Origin of the sequence: Micavibrio sp. TMED2 (assembly GCA_002168225.1) — a bacterium.
In the GTDB taxonomy this organism is placed as follows: Bacteria; Pseudomonadota; Alphaproteobacteria; order TMED2; family TMED2; genus TMED2.
On the sequence record NHBH01000004.1, the window covers coordinates 40,712 to 59,349 of the forward strand.

12 protein-coding genes and 1 pseudogene are annotated in these 18,638 nt (G+C 59.6%); all 13 read left to right on the forward strand.

Features of this window, described 5'->3' with window-relative positions; genetic code table 11:
- Positions 1-49 precede the first annotated feature (49 nt).
- The 13 genes and pseudogenes from CBB62_10240 (at position 50) to CBB62_10300 (ending at position 18,364) form a co-directional block, all read left to right on the forward strand.
- Entirely contained in the window at positions 50-1,510 is a 1,461-nt protein-coding gene (locus CBB62_10240) for a hypothetical protein (protein ID OUT40357.1), read from the forward strand.
- A gap of 71 nt (positions 1,511-1,581) precedes the next feature.
- Entirely contained in the window at positions 1,582-1,824 is a 243-nt protein-coding gene (locus CBB62_10245) for a plasmid stabilization protein (protein OUT40358.1), read from the forward strand.
- A 165-nt stretch (positions 1,825-1,989) separates the two neighbouring features.
- Positions 1,990-2,424 (forward strand): hypothetical protein, encoded by a 435-nt coding sequence (locus CBB62_10250; protein OUT40359.1) that lies wholly within the window; start codon positions 1,990-1,992, stop codon positions 2,422-2,424.
- A gap of 6 nt (positions 2,425-2,430) precedes the next feature.
- Positions 2,431-2,673, forward strand: coding sequence for a plasmid stabilization protein (locus CBB62_10255; protein OUT40360.1), 243 nt, complete (start codon positions 2,431-2,433; stop codon positions 2,671-2,673).
- A gap of 6 nt (positions 2,674-2,679) precedes the next feature.
- A complete protein-coding gene (locus CBB62_10260) occupies positions 2,680-3,102 on the forward strand; it encodes a VapC toxin family PIN domain ribonuclease (GenBank protein ID OUT40361.1) in 423 nt (140 codons plus the stop codon).
- Entirely contained in the window at positions 3,099-5,948 is a 2,850-nt protein-coding gene (locus CBB62_10265) for a DEAD/DEAH box helicase (GenBank protein ID OUT40362.1), read from the forward strand. The genes CBB62_10260 and CBB62_10265 overlap by 4 nt, the downstream gene beginning before the upstream one ends.
- Before the next feature lie 28 nt (positions 5,949-5,976).
- Positions 5,977-9,279 carry a DNA methyltransferase gene (locus CBB62_10270; GenBank protein OUT40363.1) on the forward strand — a complete coding sequence of 1,101 codons (3,303 nt, stop codon included), beginning with the start codon at positions 5,977-5,979 and terminating at the stop codon, positions 9,277-9,279.
- Between the two features lie 3 nt (positions 9,280-9,282).
- Complete coding sequence (locus CBB62_10275; GenBank protein ID OUT40364.1) at positions 9,283-12,567, forward strand: restriction endonuclease subunit R; 3,285 nt, start codon at positions 9,283-9,285, stop codon at positions 12,565-12,567.
- 145 nt (positions 12,568-12,712) lie between these two features.
- Positions 12,713-13,288, forward strand: coding sequence for a recombinase (locus CBB62_10280; protein OUT40374.1), 576 nt, complete (start codon positions 12,713-12,715; stop codon positions 13,286-13,288).
- Positions 13,288-13,527: pseudogene (locus tag CBB62_10285) on the forward strand (hypothetical protein). Before CBB62_10280 ends, CBB62_10285 begins: the two are co-directional and overlap by 1 nt.
- A 304-nt stretch (positions 13,528-13,831) precedes the next feature.
- The gene (locus CBB62_10290) at positions 13,832-14,740 is read left to right on the forward strand and encodes an antirestriction protein (protein OUT40365.1); all 909 of its coding nucleotides are present in this window, start codon (positions 13,832-13,834) and stop codon (positions 14,738-14,740) included.
- Between the two features lie 163 nt (positions 14,741-14,903).
- The gene (locus tag CBB62_10295; GenBank protein OUT40366.1) at positions 14,904-16,187 is read left to right on the forward strand and encodes a fibronectin-binding protein (FBP); all 1,284 of its coding nucleotides are present in this window, start codon (positions 14,904-14,906) and stop codon (positions 16,185-16,187) included.
- The gene (locus CBB62_10300) at positions 16,184-18,364 is read left to right on the forward strand and encodes a hypothetical protein (GenBank protein OUT40367.1); all 2,181 of its coding nucleotides are present in this window, start codon (positions 16,184-16,186) and stop codon (positions 18,362-18,364) included. The genes CBB62_10295 and CBB62_10300 overlap by 4 nt, the downstream gene beginning before the upstream one ends.
- Positions 18,365-18,638: the final 274 nt, after the last annotated feature.

Below are 18,638 nucleotides of genomic sequence, written 5' to 3' on the forward strand. Positions count from 1 at the left end.
GCCAGGGAGGGGCTTCCGCGCCACCCCCTGAACCCCCACGGCCAGCGCCATGCCGCGCTGGACCAGCACCAAAGGAGCCTTGCCCCTTTGGAAACCCGCGCCGGTTTTCGTACCGGCAGACGACCGGAGACAGGGTGCGCCAGACACGTCTCCGGACCTCTCTATCTGGCGCTGGCATACGATGGTATGCTGTCAGGCGGAGGCAGGAACGGTCGTGGCGATCTACTCGCTCAACCACAAATCCGTTGGCCGGGCGACCCATGCGCCGGGCACGGCATCGGCACATGTGCAGTACATCATGCGCCCGCGTGCCGCCTCCGAGATCATCGCGCACCAGATGCCCGATCGTATGGGACCTGCCATGTCCTGGATGGACGAGCAGGAGCAGGCTTCCCGAAAAAATGCGCGCGTCATCGACAAGGTCATGGTCGCACTGCCGCGCGAGCTCGATGCCGTTCAGCGTGCCGAGCTGATCCGGGAGTTCGGGCAAGCCGTCACCGGCAACCGGACGCCCTGGGTTGCCGCCATGCACGACATGGGCAAGGACGCTCAGAACCCGCACGCGCATTTCATCTTCAGGGATCGTGACATCGAGTCCGGCAAGCGGGTATTGCGGCTTTCCGACAGTGCCCGCGACCGCGAGAAGGCCGGCCTCGAACCGAACGGCACGGCATGGCTGCGGCAGGTGTGGGAGCTGAAAGCCAATCAGGCACTGGAGCGGGCAGGGCACGACACGCGCATCGATCGTCGCTCGCTGGAAGCCCAGGGCATCGACCGGGAGCCCGGCGTTCACATCGGCCCGAAAGCCAACGAGCTCGAGCGCGAGAACAAGGTACCGCCGAGCCAGGTGCGCCATGACGAGAACGGCCGTGAAATCCGTTGGCCCGAGATCGACGGCGGCAAGAGCCGGGTCCGGCACAATCAGGAAATCCGCACGCGCAACGACATCCGGCTGCGGGAAGACAACGCGAACGACAATTTCAAGAAGGAGATCGGCCGTGCCTGGGACGTCATCAAGCGCCGTCAGGCGAAAGAGGCCCGTGAGGCCACCGATCGCCTGAAAGAAGCTGATCGCCGCGAGCGCGATGCCCTGTCCAAACGGCAGGCACAGCGTGCCGCCGAAGAACATGCCGCCGATGAGCGTCGCCGTCCCAAGGGTCTGCGCGGTATGTTCCTACGGATCGTCGGCAAGAAGGCCAAGATTGAAGCCGAGCTTGCCCGCGCCAAACGCCGCCGGATGGATCGTGACCAGCACGAGTGGGAGAAGCTGGAGGAGCGGCAGTCAACGCAGCGCCAGCGTCAGGAGACCGATCTGAAGCGCCGGTTCGAACAGGAGAAGCTGCTGTTCCGCGTAGAGGCGAAGCGAATTCACGAGCAGATGCAGACCGAACCGACACAAGGGCGCTCGATTGATCGCCCCCATGACCGTGAGAAGCCGCCACCAGAACAGCGCGAGGATGACGATGAGCGCGCCCGTGGCGAGGGCCGCGGGCACAATCTTGGTCGCTGAGGCGGGAACAACTTGATTGCACTGCAATCATTGATCAGTAAGGCAGCACTTTTCTGACGTGGAGGCACCGGGTGGCCAGCATCACGATCCGCAATATCGATGACAGCTTGAAGCACCGCCTGCGGGTGCGCGCGGCCGAGCACGGCCATTCCATGGAAGAGGAAGCGCGCGCGATCCTCCGCGCCGCTATCGAGGCGACCACACCGCCATCGAACTTGGCGGCGGCAATCCGAGCGCGGGTGGCTGGTATTGGCGGCGCTGGACTCGAGCTGCCGTCACGGGAGCCCATGCGCTCCCCGCCGAGCTTCGACTAGCCGTGACGAGCCCGATCAGGAGCAGCACCCGAGGCGGTGACGGTTTAGGCTGGATTGCAACGCAATCATTGCTTACGTTGGGTGCGAACAGTTGAGCGACGGCGTGTAGAAGGTCGTCACCGACAGCAACGAACCTCCTTTTCCGAGGGGCAAGGATGTCATCGCATGGCGATAGATCAGCAAGAGTTCGCGCCGCCCGAAGATGTGCTCTTCTTGGCGTTTGTGATGCGGGCCGCTGAGGGTCGAACCCCCGTCTACGGGGTGGCTCTCGAAACCGACAAGGTGACCCTCAAACGCGCGTTCGACTCGCACCGCCCTGAACGGACCGAAGTCGGCCAAGAAGTTCTGAAACAGATGATGGAAGACTGGCGGGCTGGGAAGCATCACCAGCCATGGCTGTACGCAAAAGGCGACAGCTACATCGTGGCCGATGATTACTTCTGGCTGGCGATGATCGAGCGAGGAAACCCCAGTGCCTTTCCCGCGCTCGTCTTCGGCGAGCCGCTCGAACAAGGTCTGGTCGAGAAGAAGGGACCGCTTGGCCCCGATTACGTCAAACAGGCCTTTGGCAATTTACTCGCACAAATCGAAATGGAGTGATGAGCCGTGGCCAGCATTACCATCCGAAACCTCGATGACGGCATCAAGCGCCGGTTGCGCGTGCGCGCGGCTGAGCATGGCCGGTCCATGGAAGAGGAAGCACGGGAAATCCTGCGTCAGGTCGTCGGAGAGACGACCCCGCCCAACAACCTTGCCGCCGCCATCCGCTCACGTTTTGCCGCTCTTGGCGGCGCCGAGCTCGACATCCCGGCCCGCGACGCCATGCGCGCGCCGCCGAGTTTCGACTAACCAGCCATGATCATCCTCGACACCAACATCATCTCAGAGCTGTTGCGCCCGGCACCCGAGCCAAAAGTCGAAGCATGGCTTGCAGCCCAGGACGGGGGTCAGGTCTATCTGACCGTACTCAGCGAAGCCGAGTTGCGCTATGGCGTGGCCATCCTTGCGGACGGTGAGCGGCGTGATGCCCTAACTAGCGCCGTGGACGCCATGCTGCGGGAGGATTTTCGGGACCGCATCCTGCCCTTCGACAGCGCCGCCGCCGAGGCCTTTGCCACCATCGCCGCCGACCGACGTGGTGCCGGACGGCCGATCAGCCAGTCCGACTGTCAGATCGCCGCCATCGGGCGCGTTCACAACGCTGCCGTGGCGACGCACAATACCAAAGACTTTGCGGGATGTGGGGTCGAGATCATAGACCCGTGGAGCGTGACTTGATTACAGACTATCACGCCAAGCTATTTGCCTATGAACTACTGAAACGGCACTCGGCTGCAGATTCTGAGAAGCTAGCTAGTGCTCTGCTTGACGCTCAGGTGGACCTGAACCCCCATCAGGTGGAAGCTGCGCTGTTTGCCTTCAAGTCTCCACTGTCGAAAGGCGCGATCCTCGCGGACGAGGTCGGCCTTGGCAAAACCATCGAAGCCGGCTTGGTCCTGGCACAGAAATGGACAGAGGGCAGGCGCCGCATCCTCGTCATCACCCCGGCGAACCTGCGCAAGCAGTGGTCGCAGGAGATCGAGGAAAAATTCTTCCTGCCGACCGTGATCCTTGAGGCCAAAAACTACAACAGGATGGCCAAGGATGGAGTGCGTAGACCCTTTGAGCAGAAGAAGCTGGTGATCTGCTCGTTCCAGTTCGCCGCCCGCCATGCAGACGAGCTGATGGTCATTCCATGGGACCTGGTGGTCATCGACGAAGCCCATCGGCTCCGAAACGTCTACCGACCGGACAACCGTATCGGCCGCACTCTCAAGGGAGCGCTGGCTAATGTGCCGAAGGTTCTGCTTACAGCGACGCCGCTCCAGAATTCCCTGATGGAGCTGTATGGCCTCGTCAGCCTTATCGACGATTACGCCTTCGGCGACGCCAAGAGCTTTCGCGCCCAGTACGCCCGCATAAGCGGCGACGGTCAATTCGACGATCTTAAGGGGCGCTTGAAACCGGTTTGCCACCGGACCTTGCGTCGGCAGGTGTTGGAGTACATTCGCTATACCAACCGAATTCCGATCACGCAGGAGTTCGTTCCGACCGAGGCCGAGCAGGCGCTCTACGACATGGTGTCGGACTATCTGCGCCGTCCATCGTTGCAAGCGCTGCCGTCAAGCCAGCGCACGCTGATGACGCTGATCATGCGGAAGCTGCTGGCATCATCGACCTTTGCTATCGCAGGTGCCCTCGACACGCTTGCCAGGAAGCTGGAGCGCCAGCTCAAGGATGACAAAGGGCTGCGGGAAAAGCTCGAAGAAGAAATCGCCGAGGACTACGAGGAGTTCGATGAGATTGCCGACGAATGGTCGGATGGTGAGGAGGAAACGGAGCTTCTGACTCCGGAGGATATCGCATCGATCCAGCGGGAAATCGATGATCTTCGCGCCTTTCGCGACCTAGCCGTATCCATCTCGGAAAACGCCAAGGGCCAGGCGCTCTTGAGTGCCCTGCGCGCGGGCTTCGCCAAGACCGCGGCGCTTGGTGGCCCAGAGAAGGCGATCATCTTCACGGAATCGCGCCGAACCCAAGAGTATCTAGTCCGACTGTTGTCCGAGCAAGGCTTCCAAGACAAGCTCGTCCTCTTCAACGGATCGAACTCTGATCCGCAATCGAAAGCCATCTACGAGGCATGGCTGGAGAAGCACAAGGGAACCGACCGGGTCACCGGTTCCCGCACCGCCGACATTCGGGCGGCTCTCGTGGAATACTTCCGCGAGACCGCGTCGATCATGATCGCGACGGAGGCAGCCGCCGAAGGCATCAATCTGCAATTCTGCTCCATCGTCGTGAATTACGATTTGCCGTGGAACCCGCAGCGCATCGAACAGCGTATCGGCCGTTGCCACCGCTATGGTCAGAAGTTCGACGTCGTCGTGGTCAACTTCCTCAACAAGAACAACGCTGCCGACCAGCGGGTCTACGAGCTTCTGGCCGAGAAGTTTCAGCTATTTTCCGGCGTTTTCGGCGCGTCGGATGAAGTGCTCGGTGCGATTGAATCGGGCGTAGAGTTCGAGAAGCGCATTGTTTCAATCTACCAGAATTGTCGATCGACCGACGAAATCGAGTCGGAGTTCGAGCAGCTCAGGGCGGAGATGGAAGAAAACATCACCGAAACGATGGAAGATACGCGGCGCAAGCTGTTGGAGAATTTCGACGCGGAGGTTCACGACCGTCTCAAGATCAACCTGGACAGGAGCAGGGAATATATCGGCCGGTATGAGCGGATGCTCTGGGCAGTGACCCAGCATGAGTTACGCCAGCATGCCCGCTTCGATGACGAGTATCTCACCTTCACGCTGAAGCGCGCGCCGGAGGGTTTGGATGTCCCGATTGGCGGTTACGGTATCGCCAAGAACGGACTGAGTGAGCACAGATACCGCTTGGGGCACCCGCTCGCACAGCACGTCATCGGCAAGGCGCGCGACCGTGGTCTGAACGGCGGGTCGATCCTGTTCGACTATTCCGGATGGCCGGCCAAGGCGGTCAGCATCGAACCTTTGGTCGGGCGGTCGGGCATCCTCGCCGCCCACTGCCTCAGCTTCTCTGGTTTTGACGAGCAGGACCACATTCTGTTCGCGGCCAAAACGGATGACGGGCAGGATATCGATCCCGACATAGTCCGCCGCCTTTTCGAGATGCCATGCCGGCAAGCCGATTGCGAGATCGGGAACGAGCGGGCGCGGCTGGATTCCGTCCTGGCGCAACGCGAACAGGACGTCATCGAAGCACTCAAGCGTCAGAACGCCCAATGGTTCGCGGACGAAAGCCAGAAGCTCGAAAAATGGGCCGAGGACAAAGTCTTTGCTGCCGAGAAAGAGCTGAAGGACGCCAAGGCCCGCATCCTGGAGCTCAAGCGCGAGGCGCGGTCCGCCGGATCACCGGAGCAGCAGCACCGCATCCAAACGCAGATTCAGGACTTGGAGAAATCCAAGCGCCGGCTGCGCCAACGCATCTTCGAGGTGGAGGACGAGATCATCGACGAGCGTGATCAGATGATCTCGGACCTGGAAGCCCGCCTCCAACAGGACATCAGTAAACAAGAGCTCTTCGTCGTCCGCTGGGCGGTCGTGTGAGCCAACAGAACGCAGGAAAGACCCGCCCATGCCGAACGTCGAGAAACAACGAGAACGCCTGATCAGCCTGCTGAAGGAGCTGTTCCAGCTCGACCAGCCCGACTTGGACTTTGGCTTCTATCGCATCATGCATGCGAAGGCCGGCCAGGTGACGAAGTTTCTCGAGGAAGACCTGCTGGGCATCATCCGCGACGCCTTCGGGGAAGCGGACGGCGCCCGGGTCGAGCAGGCGAAGGCCGCCTATGAGGCTGCGCGCAAGCAGGCCGAGGAATTCGGCGCACCCGATCCGGATGCTGCTCCGAAAGTGAAGGAAGCCAAGGCGGCCTGGGACGCGGCGAAGGACAGCGGCAGCAACGAAGGCGACGTCTACGATCACCTCTACCGCTTCTTTGAGCGCTACTACGACAACGGCGACTTCATGAGCCGCCGCTATTTCGCGCGCGAGACCGACGGCAAGGCCGCCCCCTACGCCGTCCCCTATGACGGGCGTGAGGTCTATCTGCACTGGGCCAACCGCGACCAGTACTACATCAAGACATCCGAGTATCTGACCAACTTCACCTTCGATCCGACGCAGGCGAAGGAGTTCAGGGACAAGCACGGCGCGCTGTTCGAGCAGAAGCCGCTTAAGGTCCATTGCCGGATCGTCTCGGCGTCCGAGGGCGAGCACAACAACGTCAAGGCGTCCGAGCAGACCGAACGCTACTTCATCATCCACGAGCCCGAGCCGGTGAAGATCGAGGTGGGCGACACTGGCGAGCCGGAACTGGTGATCCACTTCCAGTACCGCCCGGATCCCGAGAAGACCGGCCAGGAAGGCACCTGGCGCAAGAAGCGCCTCGGAGAGGCGGCGGACAAGGTGAAGTCACTGCTGCCCGCACTGGACGGCGCCGACGACTACGTGACCGCGCTGATGACTCCGGCGCCGACAGAGGCCGAGAAGGACCGGACGCTGCTGGAGAAGTACCTCGCCCAGTACACGGGCCGGAACACGATGGACTACTTCATCCACAAGGATCTGGGCGGGTTCCTCCGGCGCGAGCTGGACTTCTACATCAAGAACGAGGTCATGCGGCTGGACGATATCGAGTCCGCCGATGCGCCGCGGGTGGAAGCTTACTTGGCCAAGGTCAAGGTGCTGCGCCGCATCGCCCAGCATCTGATCGACTTCCTCGCCCAGCTTGAGGACTTCCAGAAGCGGTTATGGCTGAAGAAGAAGTTCGTCGTCGACACGCAGTACTGCATCACGCTCGATCGAGTTCCGGAGGAATTTTACTCGGAGATCGCGGCCAACGAAGCTCAAAGGGAAGACTGGGTCAAGCTATTCTCAGTAGATGTTCTCGATGGTTTTACGACCCCATTGACCGAGGAATTCTTGAGAGAAAATAAATATCTATCAATCGACACAGGTCTGTTTTCGAACGATTTTAAGCAACGCATATTATCGGAAATTGAATTCCTTGACAGTGAACTGAACGGAGTTCTCCTACATTCCGAGAATTCGCAGGCTGCAAATCTCATATCTCGGCGATTTCGGCGCGAGATCCAGACGACTTACTTTGATCCTCCATACAACACCGACGCCGCCCCTATCCTGTATAAGAACAATTATCGATCGTCATCGTGGATGACAATGATGCGCGAGCGCTGCGAATTGGCCAAGGAACTACTCTCCGAATCCGGTATTCTCTGTGTCACGGTTGATGACTACCAGCAGAAAGAACTTGCGAACATAGTGAGCCAAATATTTGGAGATGAGAACGTTCTCGGGCAGTTGACGATCCGCATCAATCCGTCGGTGCGCGTGACACTTCGTGGTTTTGCTCAATCTCATGAGTATGGAATTTTCGCGGGCAAGTCAAAGCTCTCGAAAATCGCTAAGATGCGACGAACTGAGGAACAGGCAGCCCGCTTCAATCAAGAAGATGACGATGGCATTTTTGAGTGGCGAAACTTCCGTCGTGAGGGCTCGGCATCAGAAAGAGCAAGTAGGCCAAGGAGACACTTCCCTATCTACGTACAGGGCGAGGCGCTTCGTATACCTGAAATGACATGGGACGAAGATCGTAGACAGTACGTGAACATCGAACCACCGGCTTCGGGTGAGCAGGTGGTTTGGCCAATCGATTCCACCGGAGGTGAAAGAGTTTGGCGCTGGGGCCTCGAGCGAATTGCCTCCGAAAAGAAGGAGCTATTTCCAAAGCCCAATGGAAAAGGCGAGCTCAATATATACTACAAGTACCGCCCGAATGATGAAGGCATTCTTCCAAACACGATTTGGTCTGACAAAAAATACTCTGCGACTGAGTATGGAACTGCCGAACTGAAGAAGTTGTTCGGCGCTCGGAATTCTTTTGATTTCCCAAAGTCGATCCATGCGGTGGAAGACTGTATTGATGTCGCCGGGATGCGCATGAAGTCGGGAACCTGTTTTGATGGTTTCGGGGGCTCGGGGACAACCGCGCACGCAGTTATCAATCTTAATCGGCGGGACAATGGGAAAAGAAAATACATACTCTCGGAAATGGGCATGCATTTCGATGAGACGCTGCTGCCGAGGGTGCGTAAAGCAGTTTATTCGGATGAATGGAAAGACGGCAAACCAACCTCGCGGGCAGGCGTCAGCCACACGCTGAAATACATGCGCGTAGAGTCCTACGAAGATACGTTGAACAACCTTTCGCTGAGAGCCAAGGCCGGCGCCGAAAGTGGCGCCGCCGACTTTAAGCGCGACTACATGCTCCGCTACTGGCTTGATTTCGAAACCAAGGGCAGCCCGTCGCTTCTGAACATCGAATGGTTCGACGATCCGACGGCTTACAAGCTGAAGATCAAGAAGCCCGGCACGGACGAGTATTTCGAGAAGGCCGTGGACCTGGTCGAGACGTTCAACTGGCTGATCGGCCTGTATGTCGAGCATCTGGACCGCTGGCGCGGCTATGACGCCGCCTTCAAGCGCGAGGTCGATCCCGAGCTGCCGGAGGACATGAACACGCGACTGATGCTCGACGGCGGCCTGAAGGAGACGGACGACGGCGCCTGGCGCTTCCGCAAGGTCGAGGGCTACACACTGCGCACCCCCGGCGATCACAACGACCGGGAGAAGGCGCTGGTGGTCTGGCGCAAGCTGACCGGCGATCTCGAGCAGGACAACCTGATGCTGGACGAGTGGTTCCGGAAGTACCGCCTTTCCGCGCAGGACACCGAGTTCGACGTGATCTACGTGAACGGCTCCAACAACCTGCCCAATCTGCGCAAGGACGAGGAAACCTGGAAGGTGCGCCTGATCGAGGAAGCCTTCCACCAGGCGATGTGGGACGTGGAGGGCTGAGCGATGGCGAGAAAGCCCAAATCCAAGGTCAAGCCGCTCCCCTTCGGCCACAAGCTGGTGCTGAACCAGTGGATCGTCAGCCTGTTCGGCCTCGATCCACTGAAGGGCCACAAGGACGGCAAGCGCACCCTTCGCCCCATGCAGCCACTGGCCAAGACCGTGAAGGATGCGCCGGAGGGCATGACGTCCGAGAACCTGCATCACTTCTACAAGGCGTTAGACCTGCACCTACAGGAAGGCACTGAGATCACACGGGCCGACCTGCTGCGCTACGAGCACAACATCGTCAGCCACACGCTGGCAATCAACGAGAAGCGCGACCGGCCGATCGTCTGGAAGTACTATCAGTGGCTCTCGCTGCTGTTTGCCGAGATCTATCTCGACCGGTTCTTCGCCGACCGCGCCGCCCTGCTCGATTCGCTGAACGCCTATGTCAATGCCTTCGACAAGTACTGGACCGATGAGGGATACGAGACGGGGATCACGCCTTACGAGCTCGACGACCTGAACAAGCTCTGTCTGCAGAACGCCACTGGCTCGGGGAAGACGCTGCTGATGCACGTCAACTTCCTGCAATTCCGGCAATACGCCTCGAAGTCGCCGCTCAAGCACGACCTGACACGGACCGTGCTGATCACTCCGAACGAGCAACTTTCCCTGCAGCACGCGCGCGAGATGAAGGGCAGCAATATCGTCGCTTCGCGGCTTCTGACGGACAGCGGCGACCTGCTGTCCTCGGGCAAGAACGGGCTGCGTCAGGTGGACTTCACCGAGGTGACAAAGCTCGGAGACACCGACGGGCCCAACGTCATCGCGACGCGCAATCTCGGCGATCAGAACCTGCTGCTCGTCGACGAGGCCCATCGCGGCATGGGAAGCCAGGAGGAGCGAGGCTGGTTCCGAAGCCGCGCCCGCCTGTCGGAGAAGGGTTTCGTCTTCGAGTATTCGGCGACGCTGAAGGAGGCTGTCACAGCCGCAAAGCGTCCCGATATCGAGGCATCCTACGCGAAGACGATCCTGTTCGACTATTCGTACCGGTACTTTTACGAGGACGGCTACGGCAAGGACTACCGCATCTTCAACCTTCCGCGGACCTTCTCCCAGCTCGAGTTTTCCTACCTGACTGCATGTCTTCTGAGCTTCTACCAGCAGCTGAAGTTGTACGAGGACAAGCAGAGCAATTACGCGCCATACAACATTGAGAAACCGCTCTGGGTTTTCGTCGGCTCCAGCGTGACCAAGGCCGTATCACAGAAAAAGAATAAGAAGACCGGCGAGGTATCAGTCAAGGTAGATGATACGGTTTCCGACGTTGGAAAAATCATCAAATTCATCGCGGCGTTTCTAGAGAACGAAGCCGCGTCGGCCTCCGAGGTAGAACGGATCATCCGAGGCAACGCAGAGGAAACCGGCCTGCTCGACGAGAACGGTGGCGACATCTTCGCCGGCGGGTTTGTCTACTTGCACCAGCTCATGCTTCGCGAGGGTTGGAAGCCCGGCGACCTGTTTCGCGATATCCTAGAAAAGCTCTTTCAGAACCGTGCTGGTGGTGAGTTGTCGATTGCCCGGATCAAGGGCGACGAGAACGAGATCATGCTACGCGTCGGACAGGCCGAGAAGCCGTTCGGGCTCATCAACGTCGGCGACGCATCTGGCTTGGCGACTCATATTGCTGAGCAGGAGTTCGACAACGTCGCGGTCCTGGAATCCGAGTTTGCCGAGACGATGTTCGGGCAAATCAACCTGTCCAGTTCCCCGGTCAATCTGCTCATCGGTTCCAAACGCTTTGTCGAGGGCTGGGATTGCTGGCGCGTCAGCACCCTTGGTCTCATGCATGTCGGCAAGAGCGAAGGCGCGCAGATCATCCAGCTTTTCGGGCGCGGCGTCCGGCTAAAGGGGCATGACTGGTCGCTCCAGCGCAGCGGCTTCGCCACCCCCACCCACCAACCGGAGCTCATCCAGTACGTCGAGACCCTGAATGTCTTCGGGATCGAAGCGGACTTCATGGAACGCTTCCGGAAATTCCTGGAAGAGGAAGAACTGCCCCGCAACGACCAGAAGCAAGTGTTTACCGTTCCGCTTACCGTTACCTACGACTTTGGGCAGCGGCTGAAGGTGCTGCGTCCCCGAAAGAAGCGTGGCGACGGTCGGGAGTACGATTTCAAACGAGACGGCGCTGTACCTGAGTTGACCCTTGTGCCGGACAAGATTCGCCAGAAGGGCGTTGTGATAGACTGGTATCCCCGCATCCAGTCTATCGAATCCAAGAAAGGCACAAAGCTCGGCGCTAAGGAGGAAACGGTCTTCGCAGAAGGCCACTTGGCCTTCCTCGATTACGATGATCTGTTCTTCCGGCTTGAGAAGTTCAAGCGCGAGCGCACTTGGCACAATCTCAATATCTCGAAGCCAATGATCAAGGCGCTGCTTTCTGACCGGACCTGGTACAAGGTCATCGTGCCTTCCGGAAAGATGGAGTTCTCGGATTTTGGTAACGTCGCACTCTGGCAGGAAATGGCGGCGGAGCTCCTCCAGAAATTTGCGGAAGAATACTACAACTACTGCAAGGCGGCCTTTATCGAGCCACGTCTTGAGCTCCGTGAGATCGAGGCCGGCGAAGGAAGCCTACCTGAAGCAGGTGAATACCAGCTAATTGTCGATGCCAGCGAAGTAGCGCTAATCAATGACATTCAATCGCTGACCCGCGAGATCACCGCTCGAAAGAAGGGGATACTCCGCGCCGGAGACTTGAAGGGCTGCATCTTCGGCACGCATCTCTACGAGCCCGTGCTTCATGCGGCCAAGGGAAGCAAAATCCAGATTGCGCCGGTTTCATTGAATGAGAGCGAATTCCAGTTCCTGGATGATCTGCGCCTCTTCATCGAAAAGGATCAAGCAAGGCTGGCGGCGGAGGGAATTGAACTATTCCTGCTTCGCAATGAGAGCCGCGGGCGCGGGGTGGGCTTCTTTGAGGCAGGAAACTTCTATCCCGACTTCCTTCTATGGCTTGTGAAGGACGGCAGCCAGCACTTGGCTTTCGTCGAGCCTCATGGCCTCCAGCATGAAGGCCCTGGCCACAAGAAGATTGAGTTCCATCAGGTCATCAAGGGCATCCAGGCAAGGCTCGTCAGCGAGAACGTCATTCTGAACAGCTTTATCGTCACACCGACACGCTTCGGTAGGCTGAACTGGGGCAAGACCATTCAGGAGCTGGAAGATATGCATGTTTTCTTCATGGAAGACAGCCAGGCGACTTATGTGGCCAGCATCATTGATCGTATGGCAGCATAGTTCTCGAAAACCACCGTTTTTCGGAGAGAGATCGAGAGCCCGCCGCGAGCGGGCTTTCTTTGTTGCGGATGCCTCCGAAAACTATCTCTTGAAACATAGTTTCCGAAAAGCTATTATGAAGATAAGTTTTCGGAAGGAATTTTTTGTGCTTGTCGGTTACGCCCGTGTCTCCACCCAGGATCAGAAGCCCGAGCTTCAGCTCGACGCGCTGACGGCGGCCGGTTGCGAGAAGGTATTCGAGGAGAAGGCCTCCGGCGCGCAGCGGGATCGTCCGCAACTTCAGGCAGCGCTCGAGTACATGCGCGACGGCGACACGCTCGTGGTCTGGAAGCTGGATCGTCTGGCGCGCTCCATCAAGCAGCTGATCGAGACCGTCGAGATGCTCGAAGAGCGGGGCGTCGGCTTTCGTTCAATCACTGAGGCGATCGATACCACCACCTCGGGCGGTCGGCTCGTCTTCCACATCTTCGCGGCCCTGGCCGAGTTCGAGCGGTCGATTATCCGCGAGCGTACCGTGGCGGGTCTGGCGTCAGCGCGCGCGCGTGGGCGGCTTGGCGGGCGGCCACCGGCACTGTCCGATAAGGACCTCGCTCATGCGCGGGCGTTGCTGGCCGATCCGGAGATCACCGTGAACCAGGTGGCGGAGCGTCTCGGCGTGGCACCGTCGACCCTGTACCGGCATCTGCCCGGCGGGCGCAGCCAGGTGACGGGAGAGAGCTGATGCTGTTCGCCTGTCACCTCGAAGCTCGACTGCCGGAGGCCAACCTCGCGCGGGCCTATCATGTCGTCGTCTCGGAAGACCTGTTCGGGCAATACACGGTCGATGTCACCTTTGGCCGGATTGGGACCCGGGGCACCGTCAAGCGCTGTTCGGTCACTGAGATCGGGGCGGTGCGGGCGAAGCTGCGCCAGGTGCTAAAACGCCGCATGACCGCGCCGCGCCGTTTGGGCGTGGCCTATCACTGTCGATCGGTGTTCGACCCTCAGGGCTGGTTGGCCGAAGACGGCCTCGAGCTCATCGCCGCCTGATCCCTATCCGTCACATCATCGGCTGATCGCGTTTGGTCATGGCCGTCACCGTTGCATGGACCCGTGCGAGCGAATGGTCCGCGGAACGTGGCAGCCGCCGCCGCCCGCGCAATGGCCTGCCCGCTCCTTCGCGTCTGCGTGCCTTGCCGCTCCCGTGTTGACCATGCCCGGTCGGCTGACGGGCGCCTGCCTCTTCCTCCGCGTCCCGCACGGGACCCAAGCAACGGAGGACGACATGACACAGAAACTCGACATCTACACCCGCGTGACGAACAAGATCATCGCCGATCTCGAGGCCGGGGTCCGCACCTGGCACCAGCCCTGGAACGCCGAACATCTGGCCGGTCGCATCACAAGACCCCTCCGCCACAACGGCATCGGCTATCGCGGTCTGAACATCATCCTGCTCTGGGCGGCCAGCGTCGCCAGCAGTTACATGGCTCCGATCTGGATGACCTACCGCCAGGCGCAACAACTCGGTGGCCAGGTCCGCAAGGGCTCCAAAGGTGAGACCGTGGTCTATGCCGACAAGCTCCGCAAGACCGAGACTGACGACAACGGCCAAGAGCGCGAGGTCGCGATCCCCTTCATGAAGGGCTACACGGTGTTCAACGTCGAACAGATCGACGGTCTGCCCGAGCACTACTACGCGACCGCCCAGCAGATGCCCGAGGGGATCGAACGCGACGAGGCCGCCGAGGCCTTCTTCGCCGCCACGGGCGCTGACATCCGGCACGGCGGCAACCGCGCCTACTACGCGCTCGAACCCGACTATGTGCAGATGCCGCCCTTCGGAGCCTTCGAAAATCCCGAGGCCTACTACGCGACCCTTGCCCATGAGGTCACGCACTGGACCCGGCACCGCTCTCGCCTCGACCGGGACTTCGGGCGCAAGAAGTGGGGCGACGAAGGCTATGCCCAGGAGGAGCTGGTGGCCGAACTCGGGGCTGCGTTCCTTGCCGCCGACCTCGGGTTGACCCCGGAACCCCGCGACGAGCACGCGGCCTATATCGCCAGCTGGCTCAAGGCACTGAAAAACGACAAGCGGTTCATCTTCCAGGCCGCGAGCCACGCACAGCGCGCCGTGGACTATCTCCACGGTTGTCAGCCGATGATCGACGAAGAAGACGAGGCCGCCGCTTGAGGCGGCCTTTCTTCTGTTCGATATGGGCGGGAAGCGGAGTTTCGCTATGACTTATGCTAAGGTCTGCTTTGGAACCGTGAACGATCGCTGATACATATTGTTTCGGATATTTATGCGCTACGAATGAAGTGATCATAGGCAACCAATATTTGAGGGCCATTCGATGCAGTGGAACCACAGCCACATTGTCCACATCGGAGGTGAAACTGAAACCCCGACTGACCCCGCCAGTGAAACCAGTTCATGGCGTAGGCGGATCGAGCCTTGGCTGTCCGCGGTGTTTCAGGCCGAGCATCTTTCCCTTCTGCTCGGAAACGGATTCACGACGGGAATAGCCAACCATGCCGGCGGAATGCCGACAAGCATGGCCGGTTCAGGTTTCGGCGGATGCCCGAAGGAAGACAAGGTAGCCGCTCGCGCTAAGAAGCTGGCGGAAGCTATGGGCAGGGGCAGCGCCAACATCGAGGACCAGCTTTCGGCGGCGCTCGCCCTCCTTGCCGGTTTGCAGATTCTCGAACACACCGATGTCGCTGCTTGGGAGACGGCGATCGATAACGTGCTCGGCGGATTTATCAAGGATGTTCTCGCCACGGAAAAAAGCATCAGCGACGGTATCGATAACGAACACGCCGGCGGTGGCCCGCTTGCCAGGGAAATCCTCGTTTCGTTTCTGATGAGTTTTGCCAGCAGGGCCGCTTCGAGGGAGCGGCTGCACATCTTCACGACCAACTACGATCGCCTTATTGAGCGCGGCTGCGATTATGCCGGGCTTCGCATCATCGACCGATTCACCGGCGCGCTTGAGCCGGAATTCAGGTCATCGCGCCTGCATGTCGATATGCACTACACGCCGCCGGGAATACGGGGCGAGCCGCGCCACCTAGAGGGCGTGATACATCTTACAAAGCTTCACGGCTCGCTCGACTGGCGATATGACAAGCCGCGCTTGTACCGCACCGGCCTGCCGTTCGGGGCCGATGCAGGGCACCCGGCTGTCCCCGCAAGCCCGCGCAGTTCTGTGATGATCTACCCCAATGCGGTCAAGGACGTTGAAACTGCGGCCTATCCCTATGCCGACTTGTTCCGCGATTTCTCGTCCTCGATCTGCCAGCCCAACAACGTGCTCGTCACCTACGGTTACGGTTTTGGCGATGACCATATCAACAGGGTCATCGCGGACATGCTCACCATTCCGTCCACGCACCTTGTGATATTGGCCTGGGGCGAGAAACCTCACGAGCGAATTGCATCCTTTGTTTCCCGTGTTGGCAGACCGCAGCAGCTTACGCTGCTGGTTGGGAAGCACTTCGGCGATATTCGGACGCTGGTTGAGCACTATCTGCCCAAACCGGCCATTGATCCGCTCACGATCCGTATGAGCGAACTTGTGGAGCGGCGCGGCAAGGTCACGGCTAAAGAGCCGAGTGAAGACGGTAGTGGGTCATGACGACGATCGTTGAACGCATCGGTACGCTTTCGATAGGCCGCGTTGAAACCGTGACTGCCGAAGAGTTGCGCATCGCCCTGTTCAACGAGACACCGCAGGCCACCGCGCTGAATACCGGCACGCCTACCGGCTTTCCGCGTATCAACGCCTATATGCTGATACCGAACGAGACCGGCGCGGTAGTCGCGGTCATCAAAGAAATCTCCATCGTTCGTGCCAATCCGGGTCTTGGAAAGCACGACGAGGCCCTTGTGGATCTTCCGTTTCCTGCCCGGACTGTGATTGCCATTCCTTTCGGCACTCTGCTGCGTGAAGGCAATGACGGCGACAGCCAGCCCCTTTATGCCCTGGAACGCGGCGTTCCGGTGCTGCCTTCGGTTGGCGATCCCGTTCTCCTTCCGACGGCAACGCAACTGCGTTCCATAGTCGAAGCCAAGACCAACGACCGCCTGATCCAGATTGGCTCTGCCCCTTTCGCCGGCAACGCCCGTGTATGGGTGCACCCTGACAAGCTTTTTGGCCGGCACCTTGCCGTCCTTGGCAACACCGGCAGCGGCAAGTCCTGCTCCGTTGCCGGTATTGTCCGCTGGTCTCTTGAAAGCGCAGCGGCGGTTGCGCAAGCCGCAGTACAGGAGGGCGAGCAAGCTCAGCCAGCCAATGCCCGGTTCATCATTCTCGATCCCAACGGTGAGTATTCGCAGGCGTTTAATGACGGCACCTTGCCTGTCAGACGGTTTGCCGTTGGCGGCAAAGGCAGCGCGAGCCCGCTGACAGTGCCGGGCTGGCTGTGGAACGGACAGGAGTGGGCGGCCTTCACGTCCGCGCAGCCCGGCGTTCAGCGCCCGATATTGCTAAGGGCGTTGCGCCAATTGCGCAATGCCGGTTCGTCAGCGATGACGGCGCGCGCGCAGGCGATCAGGCGCTACACCGGTTATGTTCGGCAGATCGAACAACTCTATGCCGACCTACCTCAGAGTGTTGCCGGCTTTCCGCGCAACCGTGACTTCGGGTCCCTGCTGGAAGGACTTGTTGGCTTGACTGAATCGGATGAAGCGGCGCTTGCCGCCTACGGCGACGATGTTGCCGACCTTACCGCCGCCATCGTAGCTGCTCGTGCCCCTGTCGAAGCTGTACGCGCATCGCGCCATTGGACCTCTGCAAACTCATCCGGCTACAACGACTTTCAGCCCGGCGACCTCCAAACTGTTCTGGCAGAGCTGCACACAATCACCGACGCATTCTCAATTGCTGCCACTCACGGTGAGATCAGTGAAGATGCGCCGGTCCGGTTTGATGTTTCGGCGCTTCCCGACCGTATCTATGATGTTGCGATGGCAACGGGCGGGCAAACTTTGAACAATGTCGAGCCGCTGATAAACCGTGTCCAGGTCATGCTTGGCGATGCCGGGCTCCGGCCGGTCATTGATACCGAGGGTGCCTCATCGCTTAGCGAATGGCTCGCAGCGCTGCTTGGTCCCGGTGAAGGCGCGACCGAGCCGCTTGCGATTCTTGATCTCTCACTGGTCCCTTCGGACGTTGTGCATGTTGCCGTAGCCGTTATCTCCCGGCTGATATTCGAGGCCCTGCAACGTCACATTAAGGAAACGAACGAGACCCTTCCGACTGTGCTAGTGCTTGAGGAAGCGCACAGCTTCGTGCGCAAGGACGCGGACGTTGGCGCCAGCGCGCAGGCCGCTGATTTGTGCCGACAGACTTTTGAGCGGATAGCCAGGGAGGGCCGGAAATTTGGTCTTGGGCTGGTGCTGGCCTCGCAGCGTCCGTCCGAACTCTCGCCGACCGTTTTGGCGCAGTGTAATTCCTTTTTGCTTCATCGCATCGTTAACGATGTCGATCAGAATCTTGTCCGTCGTCTTGTTCCGGACGCTTTGGGCGGGCTGCTCGGCGAACTTCCCACTCTCCCTTCGCAGCAGGCGATCCTTCTCGGCTGGGCAGTCCCTACGCCGGTTCTCGTTCGTATCCGCGACCTGCAAAAACCGCAGCGGCCAAAATCAGATGATCCGCAATTTTGGGAAACATGGCTCCGGGACAAAGGCGTTCTGCCGGACTGGCAACGAATAGCTGGATCTTGGGAGCAGCCAGACGAAGACGTCCAAATTCCGGACAGTCTCGATGCTGCAACGGGTGACGAAACTGACACAGATCAGGACGGTCCATAATTAATTGAAGTTCAGCAACAGACTGTTTCCGGGCCTCCATGGAAATTGGCTCGAATGGTTGCTGTGGGCCGGAACTGACGGCCGCTGCCGCCCGCCAGGGGGGCGACCCGCTGGGACGCCGCACGTCCGCTTCGAGCTGCATTCTACGTAATGCCGCGGAGTGTGCGAATTGCGGCTTTAGCAGTAAGCGCCTCGGCGATCCCCTCCTGCCGCTCTGAGGCTATCCGTGCGAGTCCTGTTGTCGAGATGAGGCATCGGACTGGACGGCAAAATG